This is a genomic window from Staphylococcus sp. SM3655, assembly GCF_016917315.1.
GTDB classification, from domain to species: Bacteria; Bacillota; Bacilli; order Staphylococcales; family Staphylococcaceae; genus Staphylococcus; species Staphylococcus aureus.
The window spans coordinates 695,662-712,574 of sequence record NZ_CP070305.1 but is presented as its reverse complement, the minus strand read 5'-3'; the positions used below and the strand labels follow the sequence as shown (position 1 = coordinate 712,574).

The 16,913-nt window shown below is 33.6% G+C and carries 11 protein-coding genes and 2 pseudogenes; 7 read left to right on the top strand and 6 right to left on the bottom strand.

Annotation, left to right across the window (positions count from 1 at the left end; all coding sequences use genetic code 11):
- Nucleotides 1-15: 15 nt before the first annotated feature.
- The 3 genes and pseudogenes from JQN76_RS03490 to JQN76_RS03485 form a co-directional block, all read left to right on the top strand.
- Nucleotides 16-4,128 carry an Ig-like domain-containing protein gene (locus tag JQN76_RS03490; protein ID WP_205397783.1) on the top strand — a complete coding sequence of 1,371 codons (4,113 nt, stop codon included), beginning with the start codon at nucleotides 16-18 and terminating at the stop codon, nucleotides 4,126-4,128.
- A 67-nt stretch (nucleotides 4,129-4,195) separates the two neighbouring features.
- Nucleotides 4,196-4,267 carry a hypothetical protein gene (locus tag JQN76_RS14170; RefSeq protein ID WP_227710902.1) on the top strand — a complete coding sequence of 24 codons (72 nt, stop codon included), beginning with the start codon at nucleotides 4,196-4,198 and terminating at the stop codon, nucleotides 4,265-4,267.
- A gap of 272 nt (nucleotides 4,268-4,539) precedes the next feature.
- A pseudogene (locus JQN76_RS03485) lies at nucleotides 4,540-4,791 on the top strand (helix-turn-helix domain-containing protein); the annotation flags it as partial.
- Nucleotides 4,792-4,931: 140 nt separating this feature from the next.
- Here the strand turns inward: JQN76_RS03485 and JQN76_RS03480 are convergent.
- Nucleotides 4,932-5,641, bottom strand: a pseudogene (locus JQN76_RS03480) (transposase); the annotation flags it as partial.
- 184 nt (nucleotides 5,642-5,825) lie between these two features.
- On the opposite strand from JQN76_RS03480, the gene JQN76_RS03475 reads away from it, so the two are divergent.
- Entirely contained in the window at nucleotides 5,826-5,918 is a 93-nt protein-coding gene (locus tag JQN76_RS03475; protein WP_001791613.1) for a type I toxin-antitoxin system Fst family toxin, read from the top strand.
- 171 nt (nucleotides 5,919-6,089) lie between these two features.
- Here the strand turns inward: JQN76_RS03475 and JQN76_RS03470 are convergent, their stop codons facing one another.
- Complete coding sequence (locus JQN76_RS03470) at nucleotides 6,090-7,061, bottom strand: oxidoreductase (RefSeq protein ID WP_001670418.1); 972 nt, start codon at nucleotides 7,059-7,061, stop codon at nucleotides 6,090-6,092.
- 123 nt (nucleotides 7,062-7,184) lie between these two features.
- Here JQN76_RS03470 and JQN76_RS03465 point away from each other — a divergent pair, with 123 nt between their 5' ends.
- Nucleotides 7,185-7,604, top strand: coding sequence for a MarR family winged helix-turn-helix transcriptional regulator (locus tag JQN76_RS03465; protein ID WP_000418034.1), 420 nt, complete (start codon nucleotides 7,185-7,187; stop codon nucleotides 7,602-7,604).
- A gap of 285 nt (nucleotides 7,605-7,889) precedes the next feature.
- On the opposite strand, the gene JQN76_RS03460 is transcribed toward JQN76_RS03465, so the two are convergent.
- The gene (locus tag JQN76_RS03460; RefSeq protein ID WP_000690626.1) at nucleotides 7,890-8,465 is read right to left on the bottom strand and encodes a recombinase family protein; all 576 of its coding nucleotides are present in this window, start codon (nucleotides 8,463-8,465) and stop codon (nucleotides 7,890-7,892) included.
- A gap of 266 nt (nucleotides 8,466-8,731) precedes the next feature.
- On the opposite strand from JQN76_RS03460, the gene copB reads away from it, so the two are divergent.
- Entirely contained in the window at nucleotides 8,732-10,777 is a 2,046-nt protein-coding gene (copB, locus tag JQN76_RS03455) for a copper-translocating P-type ATPase CopB (protein WP_000069452.1), read from the top strand.
- Between the two features lie 14 nt (nucleotides 10,778-10,791).
- A complete protein-coding gene (mco, locus tag JQN76_RS03450; RefSeq protein ID WP_000277154.1) occupies nucleotides 10,792-12,225 on the top strand; it encodes a multi-copper oxidase Mco in 1,434 nt (477 codons plus the stop codon).
- A 66-nt stretch (nucleotides 12,226-12,291) separates the two neighbouring features.
- Here the strand turns inward: mco and JQN76_RS03445 are convergent, their stop codons facing one another.
- The 3 genes from JQN76_RS03445 to JQN76_RS03435 all read right to left on the bottom strand — a co-directional run bounded on the left by JQN76_RS03445 (nucleotide 12,292) and on the right by JQN76_RS03435 (nucleotide 16,839).
- Nucleotides 12,292-13,938: an IS1182-like element ISSau3 family transposase gene (locus JQN76_RS03445; protein ID WP_047210381.1), complete on the bottom strand. Its 1,647-nt coding sequence runs from the start codon at nucleotides 13,936-13,938 to the stop codon at nucleotides 12,292-12,294.
- A gap of 362 nt (nucleotides 13,939-14,300) precedes the next feature.
- Nucleotides 14,301-16,481 (bottom strand): cadmium-translocating P-type ATPase CadA, encoded by a 2,181-nt coding sequence (gene cadA / locus JQN76_RS03440; protein ID WP_000378396.1) that lies wholly within the window; start codon nucleotides 16,479-16,481, stop codon nucleotides 14,301-14,303.
- Entirely contained in the window at nucleotides 16,474-16,839 is a 366-nt protein-coding gene (locus tag JQN76_RS03435) for an ArsR/SmtB family transcription factor (protein ID WP_000159128.1), read from the bottom strand. Before JQN76_RS03435 ends, cadA begins: the two co-directional genes overlap by 8 nt.
- Between the last annotated feature and the right edge of the window lie 74 nt (nucleotides 16,840-16,913).

Here is a 16,913-nt window from a genome sequence, read left to right as displayed (position 1 = left end):
TTTTCGGCGATTTTTATGGAAAATAAAAATAATAGGTATTCAATTCGTAAATTTTCAGTTGGTGTAGGATCTATTTTAATAGCTAGTTTTATAATGATTTTTCAAAATGAAGCTCATGCTTCTGAAAAAGCAATAGAAACACCTAAAGAGGAAAAAGCAATAGAAACACCTAAAAATTCTAATGATTTGAAGTTTTTAAAGGATGCAAAATTTTCTTCAGATTCAGAAAATTTAGATATACGTCTTAGACCTGAATATAATGTTGGGAATGCATTAGTCGTAAGAGTAGATAAAGAAATAAATCCTGAAAAATTTGTGGATTATCCAGAAGGATACACAGTACAAAGTTATGTGTCAAAAGGATCAGATTATCCAAGTGTTGAAAAGATAGTTAAAAATAAAATAACAGGTATGTATAAAATAACGTATACTCTTATGGATAAAGCTGGAAATCCTGTTAATGGTTCTGATGGGCAGGTTGTCATTCGTAGCCTTAATATATATTTTTATGATCCTACACCAGTATTAGAAAGTATTGATAAAGTAAATAAGAAAATAAAAGATGGGAACTACAGTAATGGAGATGAAGTTAAGAAAGAGCTAGATAAAATAAGAGTTGACATTGAAAGACCTAAAGAAATACCAAATATCAAAGAATTTTTAAGTAAGGTTGATATGGAAGAAAAAAAATTAAAAGTAACAGATACAACTGCACCAGAGGCACCAAGTGTAAATGACACAGAAGTAGGAAGTAAAAAAGTGTCAGGAAAAGGACACGAAGTAGGAAATACTGTAACTGTTACATTCCCAGATGGAAAAACAGCAACAAGTAAAGTAGATGAAAAAGGCAACTGGACAGTAGATGTTCCAGAGGGAACAGAGTTAAAAGTAGGTAATGAAATTACAGCGACTGAAACAGATATGTCAGGTAACAAATCAGAGTCAGGGAAAGGAAAAGTAACAGATACAACTGCACCAGAGGCACCAAGTGTAAATGACACAGAAGTAGGAAGTAAAAAAGTGTCAGGAAAAGGACACGAAGTAGGAAATACTGTAACTGTTACATTCCCAGATGGAAAAACAGCAACAAGTAAAGTAGATGAAAAAGGCAACTGGACAGTAGATGTTCCAGAGGGAACAGAGTTAAAAGTAGGTAATGAAATTACAGCGACTGAAACAGATATGTCAGGTAACAAATCAGAGTCAGGGAAAGGAAAAGTAACAGATACAACTGCACCAGAGGCACCAAGTGTAAATGACACAGAAGTAGGAAGTAAAAAAGTGTCAGGAAAAGGACACGAAGTAGGAAATACTGTAACTGTTACATTCCCAGATGGAAAAACAGCAACAAGTAAAGTAGATGAAAAAGGCAACTGGACAGTAGATGTTCCAGAGGGAACAGAGTTAAAAGTAGGTAATGAAATTACAGCGACTGAAACAGATATGTCAGGTAACAAATCAGAGTCAGGGAAAGGAAAAGTAACAGATACAACTGCACCAGAGGCACCAAGTGTAAATGACACAGAAGTAGGAAGTAAAAAAGTGTCAGGAAAAGGACACGAAGTAGGAAATACTGTAACTGTTACATTCCCAGATGGAAAAACAGCAACAAGTAAAGTAGATGAAAAAGGCAACTGGACAGTAGATGTTCCAGAGGGAACAGAGTTAAAAGTAGGTAATGAAATTACAGCGACTGAAACAGATATGTCAGGTAACAAATCAGAGTCAGGGAAAGGAAAAGTAACAGATACAACTGCACCAGAGGCACCAAGTGTAAATGACACAGAAGTAGGAAGTAAAAAAGTGTCAGGAAAAGGACACGAAGTAGGAAATACTGTAACTGTTACATTCCCAGATGGAAAAACAGCAACAAGTAAAGTAGATGAAAAAGGCAACTGGACAGTAGATGTTCCAGAGGGAACAGAGTTAAAAGTAGGTAATGAAATTACAGCGACTGAAACAGATATGTCAGGTAACAAATCAGAGTCAGGGAAAGGAAAAGTAACAGATACAACTGCACCAGAGGCACCAAGTGTAAATGACACAGAAGTAGGAAGTAAAAAAGTGTCAGGAAAAGGACACGAAGTAGGAAATACTGTAACTGTTACATTCCCAGATGGAAAAACAGCAACAAGTAAAGTAGATGAAAAAGGCAACTGGACAGTAGATGTTCCAGAGGGAACAGAGTTAAAAGTAGGTAATGAAATTACAGCGACTGAAACAGATATGTCAGGTAACAAATCAGAGTCAGGGAAAGGAAAAGTAACAGATACAACTGCACCAGAGGCACCAAGTGTAAATGACACAGAAGTAGGAAGTAAAAAAGTGTCAGGAAAAGGACACGAAGTAGGAAATACTGTAACTGTTACATTCCCAGATGGAAAAACAGCAACAAGTAAAGTAGATGAAAAAGGCAACTGGACAGTAGACGTTCCAGAGGGAACAGAGTTAAAAGTAGGTAATGAAATTACAGCGACTGAAACAGATATGTCAGGTAACAAATCAGAGTCAGGGAAAGGAAAAGTAACAGATACAACTGCACCAGAGGCACCAAGTGTAAATGACACAGAAGTAGGAAGTAAAAAAGTGTCAGGAAAAGGACACGAAGTAGGAAATACTGTAACTGTTACATTCCCAGATGGAAAAACAGCAACAAGTAAAGTAGATGAAAAAGGCAACTGGACAGTAGACGTTCCAGAGGGAACAGAGTTAAAAGTAGGTAATGAAATTACAGCGACTGAAACAGATATGTCAGGTAACAAATCAGAGTCAGGGAAAGGAAAAGTAACAGATACAACTGCACCAGAGGCACCAAGTGTAAATGACACAGAAGTAGGAAGTAAAAAAGTGTCAGGAAAAGGACACGAAGTAGGAAATACTGTAACTGTTACATTCCCAGATGGAAAAACAGCAACAAGTAAAGTAGATGAAAAAGGCAACTGGACAGTAGATGTTCCAGAGGGAACAGAGTTAAAAGTAGGTAATGAAATTACAGCGACTGAAACAGATATGTCAGGTAACAAATCAGAGTCAGGGAAAGGAAAAGTAACAGATACAACTGCACCAGAGGCACCAAGTGTAAATGACACAGAAGTAGGAAGTAAAAAAGTGTCAGGAAAAGGACACGAAGTAGGAAATACTGTAACTGTTACATTCCCAGATGGAAAAACAGCAACAAGTAAAGTAGATGAAAAAGGCAACTGGACAGTAGATGTTCCAGAGGGAACAGAGTTAAAAGTAGGTAATGAAATTACAGCGACTGAAACAGATATGTCAGGTAACAAATCAGAGTCAGGGAAAGGAAAAGTAACAGATACAACTGCACCAGAGGCACCAAGTGTAAATGACACAGAAGTAGGAAGTAAAAAAGTGTCAGGAAAAGGACACGAAGTAGGAAATACTGTAACTGTTACATTCCCAGATGGAAAAACAGCAACAAGTAAAGTAGATGAAAAAGGCAACTGGACAGTAGATGTTCCAGAGGGAACAGAGTTAAAAGTAGGTAATGAAATTACAGCGACTGAAACAGATATGTCAGGTAACAAATCAGAGTCAGGGAAAGGAAAAGTAACAGATACAACTGCACCAGAGGCACCAAGTGTAAATGACACAGAAGTAGGAAGTAAAAAAGTGTCAGGAAAAGGACACGAAGTAGGAAATACTGTAACTGTTACATTCCCAGATGGAAAAACAGCAACAAGTAAAGTAGATGAAAAAGGCAACTGGACAGTAGACGTTCCAGAGGGAACAGAGTTAAAAGTAGGTAATGAAATTACAGCGACTGAAACAGATATGTCAGGTAACAAATCAGAGTCAGGGAAAGGAAAAGTAACAGATACAACTGCACCAGAGGCACCAAGTGTAAATGACACAGAAGTAGGAAGTAAAAAAGTGTCAGGAAAAGGACACGAAGTAGGAAATACTGTAACTGTTACATTCCCAGATGGAAAAACAGCAACAAGTAAAGTAGATGAAAAAGGCAACAATTATAAAAATGAAAAGCTTCTACCAAATACAGGTATGAAACAAGAAGGAAAAAATACAGCTTTTTCATCAATCATAATAATATTGATGGCATCAATGTTATTTATTAATAAACGTAGAAAAAAAGAAAATAAAGAAATATAGTTTAAAATAGACAATAGAAAAAGGAAAATCATTAATTATTATTTTCCAATAATAATTATAAAATCAATTGATCAAGGCTCTATGTCAAATTGGACTGATGCATTCAATATCGGAAGTTAGGCAACTAAACATTGTTTAACTTCCTTTTTACTTTTTGGAGTGTAAAGTGTTGAACATAATAATAGGGTTCTATAATAAATTAAGATATATTATTATAAGTTAAAATGTTGAATCGTCTACACTTAGTTAACAATATCTATTTTTATAAAATTAATCAAACTAAGTGTAGACAGTTCATCTATATATTTATTTTTCGCCAATTGTAAAATTAAGTTAGACAAATAAATAAGCCTTCTGTGCTAAACTCAATATGTATTTCCTACCAAAGAAAACATAAGGAGTTAGTACAGAATGGACTATACACGTCTTAACACGGATGAACTTACGTTCATAGAATCATATTATCACCAGAATCTTTCAGTTAAAGAGATTTCGAGTAGATTGAAACGTTCTAGACAGACAATTTATAACGTAATCAATGTTTTTAAGTCGGGGATGTCTGCCCTTGAATATTATCAAGAATACAAACAAAGAAAGTCTAATTGTGGGAGGCATAGAATAGTTCTTCCAGAAGAACAGTCTGATTATATCCGAGAGTATGTAAAGCTAAAGCTGCAACTGAAACTATCAAAAATGAGTTAAAACGTTAATTTAGAGATAAATATTTTTAGGTTCTCCATCAAATGTGGTGGGTATATAATTTAAAGAACTATTTTAAATTACAACTTTTAGAGTTTTTATTATTAGGCGGCCAGTCCATTATTGGGCTTGGTTGTCTTCTTTTTTCTCCTTTGTATAAGCTGAAAATCATCATTATACGTGCTTTAAAGTTGTTGAAATTTCTGTAACCAAAAGAAATTCGCTTGATTAATTTTATCTTATTATTAATTCCTTCTATAGCACCATTATTAAATGCTGGGTAATAAATTGTATTTCTTAACATCCTTTGATGTTTTCTATAATATTTAACCGCTTTCCATACACCCTTACTCACAGACTTTTTACTAACTGAATTTAAACGATTAATAAATTTAGGCCAATTACATAACCTTAGGTCTTTTCGTAATCCTTGGACAAGTTCGTAGGAGTGTCGTAGTATATCGTCTTTTGAAAGCATGAATTCTACAATGTCAGATGAGCGTTTATAAGCCTTAAAAGATTTATTCCATCTGTATTTACTAAATATGGTTTTACTAGTATCCATCAATAGGACTTTCCAGTTATTCTTAAAAATTGTATAATCAGGTCCTTTTTTATTACGGTATTCATTCATAACTTGTACACGATACTTATTAAGTTCTCTATTTAAATGTTGAACGATATGGGATCTGTCAAAAATAATAGCTGCATTAGGAAATAGGTCGCGAAATAATCGGACATAGGGTTCATACATGTCAATAGTAACCGTCTTAGATCCAGTTACATTTTTAACGCTTTTAAATTCATCCATAGATTAATGAATTTAGGGGATGATTTTGAACTGCGTTTCTTCTTTTGTCTTGATACTATAAAAAACAAAGTTATATAACATAAGACGACTTATCGAAAGTAGATATGCTTGTATATTCACAGATGGTATAATAATAGAGTCGCCTATCTCTCAGGTGTCAATTGACGAAGAGAGGAGGTGCATTACTTTGCTAATCATTTTCGTTCACATCATAGCACCAGTCATCAGTGGCTGTGCTGTTGCGTATTATACTTATTGGCTTAGTAAACGCAACAAATAATTAATAGGCGACTTTATAAGCCAGCATCGAAAAAATCCCCACACTACTGCAATAGTGTGGGGATTGGTGCATTAATTGTTAATCATTTTCGTTATATAAATTATAACACTGGTTAGTAGAGAAATGCAAAATGATTGAATTAATAGTAAATGTATTAATGAATACTCATACTTATACTTTTAAAATAGTTCTTCCTAAATGTTGTCCTTTTAAAAGCTGATCTATCGTTTTATAGAATTCTTCAAATCCAATTTCATTGTATAGAAGTGAATTTCCTATATTCCATTCATTTGCTAACTTACTCCATATATCTTCACGGATATTATGATCAACATATACAGAATCAATGCCAATTAATTTAATACCTCTAAGAATAAACGGTAATATATTAGCGTTAAGTGAATTTCCTGCTACATTTCCACATACAGTAGCAACACCTTGATAATTTAGACGTTTTAAACCGTATAATGTTACATTACTCCCCACTGTATCTAGGAAATAATCAAAAATACCTTTTTTAAGTGGTTTATTATCATCTTCAATTATTATTACTTGTTTTGCACCTAATTTTTTTGCGATTTCTATTTGCTTTTCTTTTCTTACGATAGCAGTGATATTTTCATATCCAATTTTACGTAAAATTTGTATTGCAACACTGCCCACACCACCTGTAGCCCCAGACACTAAAATTTCAGGTTGTGATTTGATATTCATTCCATATTTTTCTAGTTCAAAAATTGATAATGCTGCCGTAAAACCGGCTGTGCCATATACCATAGACTCTTTAATAGACATTTCTTGGGGAATAGGAACAATCCACTCTCCAGGCACTTGTGCATATTCTGAAAATCCACCTGTATGTGTCACACCGACATCATAACCAGTAACTAATACATTATCGCCTTCTTTAAACTTATCATTCGAACTTGATTCAACAATACCTGCAAAATCTATACCAGGAATCATAGGATAATCTCTAATTACACCGCCTTTATATTGTAAAGCTAGCATATCCTTATAATTTATTGAAGAGTATACCACTTTTACTAAGACATCACCCTTCGATAAATGAGATTCATCAACGGTTTCTATTTTATAACTAACATTTGATGCACTTTTTCTCACTACTATCGCATTGAACATTTATTAGCCTTCTTTCACAATTGTTTTGTAGAGGTATGTTTTTGTTGCAAAACTATTTTCCTACAAAACTTATCATGATATGATAAGCGAGTCAATACTAATGATTTAAGAGGGGTTTTTGTTGTGGAATTAGATAATTGTATAAATTATTTGTTGAGTACTTCTCAGAATAGAGTGTTTAAACATTTTAAAAGTTTATTAAGTCCCTATAATATTACTCCAGCAGAATATGGTGTTTTGAATTGCTTGATTAATAGTAATTTGAATACACCTAAAGCGATTGGTAATACTTTAAATTTAGAACCTTCAACAATATCTGGAATATTAGATAAGATGTCCAAAAAGGATCTAATAACACGTCAAACTGATAATGAAAATAGAAGAACTGTGCTAATAAACAGTACAAATAAAGCAAAAGACTTATGGCCAACATTAGAAAAGAAAGCCTATCAACTTAATAATCATTACTTCGCTAATTTAACTAATGAAGAAACTGTAGTGTTTAAAAAGATATTACTAAAGATAAATGAAACTACTTTTTAATTTTTACGTTATTAAAAAGTTGAAGTGCGAATTATAATCGAGTAAATATAAATGATAGCTTAGCTTAATTATATATTAAAGCCAACTATACTTTTATTCTCGAAAAACCTACTATCCAAATTTCTAAGATACTTTAGTCTCTATAATAAAAATATTGTAATATAATTTATGTATTTTTTAGGTACATTCTAATCATACAAATGAAGTTGTTGAATTTATAATAGCTTAAACGTATGATTAGTGTGTATTTTTTAACTTTTATTATTGTTGAAAGTTAAGTTGTATTTACTTATCACTCTTTTCATCTTCTAATTTATTGAGATAACGATAAATTGTTGTACGTGAAACTTGCCATTGTTCAGCAATTGTCTTAATTGGCGTACCATTATCATAAAGTGTTTTGAGCAATTTTAAATCTTGTTTGTTTAATTTTTCGGGTCTTCCACCATACCGTCCTCTAGCACGTGCTGCAATTCTACCAGCTGAAGAACGTTCTAAAATTAAATTACGTTCAAATTCTGCAAATGCTGCGAATAAATGAAATAATAATTGTCCGGTAGAACTTGATTTATCCATCGTTATATTTTCTTCTAAACTATGGAAACTTACACCTCGTTCATTAAGCTCATTAACTAATGTAATTAAATCCTCCATATTACGTCCTAGTCTATCTAATCTCCAAACAACAATAGTATCTCCAGACCTTGCAAATTCAATTGCTTTATCTAAACCAGGTCTTTTACTTTTTGAACCACTCATATGATCGTTAAATATCTTTTCACAACCATATGCATTTAATCGATCTTCTTGTAAATTTAAATTTTGTAATCCTGTTGAAACTCTTGCATAACCTATTTTCAAAATACAAACCTCCTATATCCATCATTAGTGTACCATAACTTAAATACGGGTACTTTTATGAACATAGATTTTTTATTGGGTTTCTGAACATAAAAATAAATGTAATCCTCACTTATTTCGATATAAAAAAAGAGTGTACAGAAAATGGTTATTTTCTGTACACTACAAAATAAAAAAGTCAAATGGTATATACCCCTATCCCGTATATGTTACACTCAAATTGTCTTATTACTATCTTTAAAAATATAAAATTAGGAGGTTTAATTTTGTCGAATAACAAAAAACACCAAAATCATGAGCATCATAGTCATCAAGAACATGAAAATCACACTAGTCATGGTAATCATGAACATCACCATCATGGAAATTTTAAAAGTAAATTCTTTATTTCTTTGATTTTTGCGATACCGATTATTATTTTATCGCCCATGATGGGAGTTAAATTACCGTTTCAAATTTCATTTACAGGGTCAGATTGGATTGTATTAATTCTTGCTACAATTTTATTCTTTTACGGAGGAAAGCCATTTTTATCAGGGGCTAAAGATGAAATTTCAACTAAAAAACCTGGAATGATGACGCTTGTTGCTCTAGGTATTTCAGTAGCTTATATTTATAGTTTATACGCCTTTTATATGAATAACTTCAGTGGTTCATCCACACATACAATGGACTTTTTCTGGGAATTAGCGACTTTAATTTTAATCATGTTATTAGGTCATTGGATTGAAATGAACGCAGTAGGTAATGCAGGCAATGCACTGAAGAAAATGGCAGAACTTTTACCTAATACTGCAGTGAAGCTGATTGATAACAATCAACGAGAAGAAGTTAAAATATCAGATATTCATATTGACGATATTGTGGAAGTCAGAGCAGGCGAAAGTATACCCACAGACGGAATCATTGTTCGAGGAGAAACATCAATTGACGAATCATTAGTTACTGGCGAATCAAAAAAAGTTCATAAAACTCATAATGATGATGTTATTGGAGGTTCAATTAATGGTTCAGGTACAGTACAAGTTAAAGTGACTGCTACGGGTGAAAATGGCTACCTATCTCAAGTTATGGGTCTTGTTAACCAAGCTCAAAACGATAAGTCAAAAGCTGAACTCCTCTCTGATAAAGTCGCAGGTTATTTGTTTTACTTTGCAGTAAGTATTGGCCTGATTTCATTTATCGTATGGATGCTTATTCAAAACAACGTCGATTTCGCACTTGAACGGCTAGTAACCGTATTAGTCATTGCTTGTCCACATGCATTAGGCTTGGCAATACCTTTAGTTACAGCACGTTCTACCTCTATAGGCGCACATAATGGTTTAATCATTAAAAACAGAGAATCTGTAGAAATCGCACAACACATTGATTACATCATGATGGATAAAACTGGGACACTAACTGAAGGTAACTTTTCAGTGAATCACTATGAAAGTTTTACAGACGAGTTAAATAATGAAGAAATATTGAGTCTATTTGCTTCATTAGAAAGTAATTCTAATCATCCACTTGCCACTGGTATTGTTGATTTTGCTAAAGGCAAAAATATTTCATATGCTACTCCTCAAGAAGTTAATAATATTCCAGGTGTAGGCTTAGAAGGCACAGTTGATAATAAAAAACTCAAAATAGTGAATGTTTCTTATCTCGATAAAAGCAATTTTGATTATAATAAAGAACAATTTACGAATCTCGCTCAACAAGGGAATTCTATTAGTTATCTAATTCATGACCGACAAGTTATTGGTATTATCGCACAAGGCGATAAAATTAAAGAAAGTTCAAAACAAATGGTTTCGGATTTATTATCGAGAAACATTACGCCAGTCATGCTTACAGGCGATAATAAAGAAGTGGCACAAACAGTGGCTGAAGAATTAGGTATTAGTGATGTCCACGCGCAATTGATGCCCGAAGATAAAGAAAGTATTATCCAAGATTATCAAAGCAATGGTAGCAAAATCATGATGGTTGGTGATGGTATCAATGATGCGCCAAGCCTTATTAGAGCAGATATTGGTATGGCAATTGGCGCAGGGACAGATGTAGCTATTGAATCGGGGGATGTCATACTCGTTAAAAGTAATCCTTCTGATATTATCAATTTTTTGTCCCTTTCAAAAAATACGATGAAAAAAATGGTTCAAAATTTATGGTGGGGCGCAGGATATAACGTGATTGCAGTTCCTCTTGCAGCTGGTATATTAGCTTCTATTGGTTTAATATTATCACCTGCTGTGGGTGCAATACTTATGTCTTTAAGTACGATCATCGTAGCAATTAATGCATTTACATTAAAATTAAAATAAAAGAGGTAAATATAATGTATAAAAAAATGTTCACAATTTTAATTACGTTATTTTCTATAATGTTTATGGTTCCTAATGATACTTTTGCAGAAGGTAAGCACAACATGATGGACATGAAAGAAAATGATCAAAAGCGAAATGATATGATGGATATGAAAAGTCATGACGAAAGAAAAAATTTGAATTCTTCACAAGGAAAAAATGAAATAACATTTCCCAAAGTTTTAGATCCTAAAAAAGATAACAATGGTTATAAAAGTTATACATTAAAAGCGCAGAAAGGAAAGACAGAATTTTACAAAGGTAATTTCTCTAACACTTTAGGATACAATGGAAATTTACTTGGGCCAACTTTAAAATTAAAAAAAGGAGATAAGGTTAAAATTAAGTTAGTCAACAACTTAGATGAAAATACAACATTTCATTGGCATGGGTTAGAAATAGATGGAAAAGTGGATGGAGGCCCTTCTCAAGTTATAAAACCAGGAAAAGAAAAAACAATAAAATTTGAGGTTAAACAAGAGGCTGCTACATTATGGTATCATCCCCACCCCTCCCCAAATACAGCTAAACAAGTTTATAATGGTTTATCAGGGTTATTATATATAGAGGATGACAAAAAGAATAATTATCCTAGCAATTATGGGAAAAATGATTTGCCTATAATAATCCAAGATAAAACATTTGTATCTAAAAAATTAAATTATACAAAAACGAAAGATGAAGATGGTACTCAAGGTGATACAGTCCTTGTGAATGGGAAAGTAGATCCTAAATTAACAACAAAAGAAGGAAAAATACGTTTGAGACTTTTAAATGGCTCCAATGCTCGGGATTTAAATCTTAAGCTAAGTAATAATCAAAGTTTTGAATATATTGCTTCAGAAGGCGGCCATTTAGAAAAGACTAAAAAGTTAAAAGAAATTAATTTAGCTCCTTCAGCAAGAAAAGAAATAGTAATAGATTTATCTAAAATGAAAGAAGAAAAAGTCAATCTTGTTGATAATGATGAAACAGTAATTTTACCAATTATTAACAAAGAAAAAAGTACTAACAAAGACACTACTCCAAAAGTAGATAAAAAAATCAAATTAGAAGGTATGGACGATAATGTTACTATTAATGGCAAAAAATTCGATCCTAACAGAATAGATTTCACACAAAAGGTAAACCGTAAAGAAACTTGGGAAATTGAAAACGTCAAAGATAAAATGAGTGGTATGAAGCACCCGTTCCATATCCACGGAACGCAATTTAAAGTTTTATCAGTGGATGGGAAGAAACCTTCAGAAGATATGAGAGGCAAAAAAGACGTTATATCTCTGGAACCTGGACAAAAAGCCAAAATAGAAGTGGTTTTTAAAAATACTGGGACATACATGTTCCATTGTCACATACTTGAGCATGAAGATAATGGAATGATGGGACAAATAAAAGTAACAAAATAATTTATATCGTCGCGATCATTTTATCATCTCCAAATATTTTAGGGATGAGGCTGGGACATTAAGTTTTTAGGCAATGTAAAAAAGCTGATTTCTATTAATTATTTGATGGAAATCAGCTTTTTTGATATTTATTTTATAATGTACAGCTCGTTGAGCTGCTATTTTCCTTATATTAAGTGCCATTAATACAAAACCTAGCTCTCGTTTAACTTTATTTATTCCTCGAACTGACATTCGAGTGAAACCCAAAATAGCCTTCATAAATCCAAAAACAGACTCTACATCAATTTTTCTTTGACTATAGATTTTTTTCGTTTCTGGTTCAGAAAGCTTTTGATTAATTTGGGCTTTAAAGTATTCCCAATTATAATTCTTCATGATTTTCTTATTGGATTTCGAATTTGGCTTCATGCATTGTTGCCTCAAAGAACATGCTGAACAGTCATCGCATTCATATAGTTTGAAGTCACGTTTAAAACCATATCTATCATTACGGTTTGCATATCTTTTAAAACCTATTCTTTTGTTATTAGGACATATAAATTCATCATTAAGTTCGTCATATTTCCAGTTTTGAGTGTTAAAAATGTCACTTTTAAACTTTCTCGTTTTATCTTTAATAAACATACCATACGTAATAAGTGGCGTTTTATTAAAATCATCTATAATAGCCATATAGTTTTGCTCACTACCATAACCTGCATCAGCTACAATATACTCCGGTAAATAACCGAAGGTATTTTGAATCATTGTTAAAAATGGAACTAAAGTTCTAGTATCTGTCGGGTTTTGAAATAGGTCATAGGATAAAACAAATTGAGAATTTGTCGCTATTTGTAAATTGTATCCTGGCTTAAGTTGGCCATTTTTCATATGGTCTTCCTTCATTCTCATAAAAGTTGCATCATGATCAGTTTTAGAAAAGCTATTTCTATCTTTAAGAATCGATTTTTGTTCTTCATATTTACTTTTTCTTTCGGAATAATCATCAAATTTCTTTTTGAACTTCTTAATCTCAGTTCTTTTTTTACGGGTCTGTTTTCTAATTTGAGTACAATCTTCATTCTGAATAGAATGATTTAAATCTTCGATTTCTTTATCTAAATGACTACCAATTAAATCTATTTCTTCTATTGTTAAATCGCTATCTCCATCTTCTTTTATCTCTGGTATTATTTTTTCTTCAACTAAGTCACGATATAATGCTTTTGAATTTTCGTTCAATTTCGATTCGTGATTTTGAATACTTTTCTTCCACACAAATGTATACCTATTGGCATTAGCTTCTACTTTTGTACCATCAATAAAAATTGAATTATCATCAATAAGATTTTGCTTTAAACATTGACTATGAAACTGAATAAATAAAGATTCAATTAATGCATCAGTATTAGGATTTACTCTAAAACGATTAATAGTTTTATAAGAAGGTGTTTGATTTTGAGCTAACCACATCATTCGAATACTGTCATGAAGTAATTTCTCTATTCTACGACCAGAAAATACAGATTGAGTGTATGCATATAAGATAATTTTTAACATCATTTTTGGATGATAGGATGTTGCGCCACGATGATGTCTGAATTCATCGAATTCGCTATCAGGTATCGTTTCAACAATTTCATTAACATATCGTGAAATATCATTTTGAGGAATTCTAACAGAAGTTTCTATTGGTAGTGTAAGTTGGGTCATGTTATAATTTTTATACATAAGGCACCTCGTTAATTTAGTTTAGTGGTATTTATTAAATTATACGAAAGTGTCTTATTTTTTTAAAGTATTTCAAAGTAAAATTACATGTTAATACGTAGTATTAATGGCGAGACTCCTGAGGGAGCAGTGCCAGTCGAAGACCAAGGCTGAGACGGCACCCTAGGAAGGGATCCGTCATCAAAAATTCTATTTATAGAATTTTACAGTAATGTGCCAGACGGGCAAAGCGAAGCCATTCAATACGAAGTATTGTATAAATAGAGAACAGCAGTAAGATATTTTCTAATTGAAAATTATCTTACTGCTGCTTTTTAGGGATTTATGTCCCAGCCTCTCCGTAAATTGCACACATATAGTACCTATTTATCCTTCACTCTCATCAGTCGCAAACTATTTAATGCTACCAAAATAGTGGCTCCCATATCGGAAAGAATCGCAATCCAAAGGGTTAGCCAGCCTGGAATAACCAATAGTAAGGCAATTATCTTAATTCCGATGGCAAACGTGATGTTCGCTTTGATGATATTTAGCGTTTTCCTGCTAAGTCTTACTGCAAATGGAAGCTTACTTAAATCATCTCCCATTAATGCAATATCAGCTGTCTCGATGGCAGTATCTGTTCCAGCACCGCCCATTGCAATGCCAACAGTGGATGCAGCAAGTGCAGGAGCATCATTGACGCCATCGCCAATCATAGCTACATTACCATGCTCGGCTTTCATTTTTTTAATATAGTCCAACTTATCCTGTGGCATCAATTCGGACTGAATATCAGAAACGCCTACATGAGCACCGATTGCTTCTGCGGTACCTTGATTATCACCTGTCAGCATAATTGTTTGCTTGATTCCTAACTGATGAAGTTTTTGAATCACATTTTTACTTGTTTCGCGGACCTCATCTGCTACAGCAATCACGCCGAGGATTGTTTGGTCCGTTCCAATAATCATGGCCGTTTTCCCTTGGTTTTGTAAAACTTTCACTTTATTTTCAAACTCAAGGCTAAAATCGGAAACATTTAATTCTTTAAAAAGCCTTGGACTGCCAATGTAATAGGTTGTTCCATCTATATTCCCTTGAATGCCCCGACCTGTAATAGAAGTGAAGTCCTCCACTCTAACATCGGAATAAGTAATATTATCTTGCTCTGCTTTCTTCATTATTGCTGAAGCAAGTGGATGTTGTGATCGATATTCTAAAGCTGTAATAATGGAAAACAGCTCTTTTTCTTCCACTTGATCATTTAACACTTTAAAATCTGTTACCACTGGTACACCTTTTGTCAGTGTTCCTGTTTTATCAAATGCGATTGCCTTAATGGCTCCTAATTCCTCTAGATAGACACCGCCTTTAATCAACACACCTTTTTTAGCTGCATTTCCAATTGCCGAGACAATCGAGATTGGAGTAGAAATAACTAATGCACACGGACATCCAACTACAAGTACCGCTAATCCTTGATAAACCCAAGTATCCCAACTTCCACCAAAGAATAAAGGTGGAACGACTGCAACGAGCGCCGCAATAACCATAATGATCGGCGTATAATATTTCGCAAATTTATCTACGAATGCTTGCGCTGGAGCGCGCTCCCCTTGTGCTTCCTCAACCAGATGAATAATCTTGGAGATAGTTGTATCCTCTACGTATTTGGTGATTTTTACTTCAAGTAGTCCCTCTTCGTTAAGCGTACCTGCAAATACTTCATCATCTACCGTTTTGGCAACAGGGACAGATTCTCCTGTTATAGCAGCCTGGTTGACAGCCGACACACCATTTATAATGATCCCATCCATGGCAATTTTCTCCCCTGGTTTGACGATCATAATATCACCCACGGCAATATCGTCCACATGGATCATTATTTCCTGACCATTCCGCATAACAAGTGCTTCTTTTGGGGCAATATCCATCAATGAACGAATGGACTGTCTTGCTCTATCCATAGAAAAACGTTCAAGTGCTTCACTGATTGCAAAGAGAACGACAACAATGGATGCCTCTGCCCATTCACCAATGATGGCAGCTCCAATAACTGCTACGGTCATCAGGGTTTTCATGTCGAAATCAAAGCGTATCAAATTTTGAAAACCAACTTTAAATAGTGAATATCCGCCAATTACAATCGAACCTACAAATAACATGGAAGTTACAAGGTTATCTTCTCCATTTACAAAGTGAGAAAGGTAACCAAAAGCAATCAGTAATGTGGCAAACAGCAATGTGCTGTGTTTTTTATAAAACGGTATTTTCTCTTCTTTAGGAGCCTTAGTGTCTTCTTTGACCGCTTGCATCGATGAATTCGCTAGTTTTTCGGGAAATACCTTAAGATTCTCGAAAGCACCTGCTTTTTCAAGCTCTTGAACCGATGCATTTCCATATACATCAATTTTGGAAGCGCCAAAGTTCACTTTTGCATCCTGAACTCCAGCTAGTTGTTTTACATTTTTTTCAAACTTCCCAGCACAATTCGCACACGAGAAACCCTCCACACGGTAAACCTGTTTATCTTCTGTTAATGTTTTTGCTGAACTATCCAATACTAGCAACCTCCCTTTGATACAAGAAAGCTTTTTCTACAAGCTGTTTAACATGCTCATCATCTAGTGAATAATAGACTACTTTTCCTTCTTTACGGTATTTTGCTATACCTAAATTTTTCAATAATCTTAAATGATGGGATGCCGTAGCCGTTGAAGATTCAATGATATTAGCTACATCACAAACACATAACTCTCCCTCTAAAGACAAAACATAAGCAATTTTAACTCTTGTATCATCTGATAGAGCCTTAAAAACTTTCGCTACATCCATAGGATTCTGTTTAGCAAGGTCTTTTTTAGCCCTGTTTACCTTATCTTCATGAATATAGGTAACTTCACACATATCTTTTGTCATAATTATCCTCCTTATTCAAATGACTGTTTGTTTGATGATTATAATATATCCCACCATAAACAAATAGTCAAATG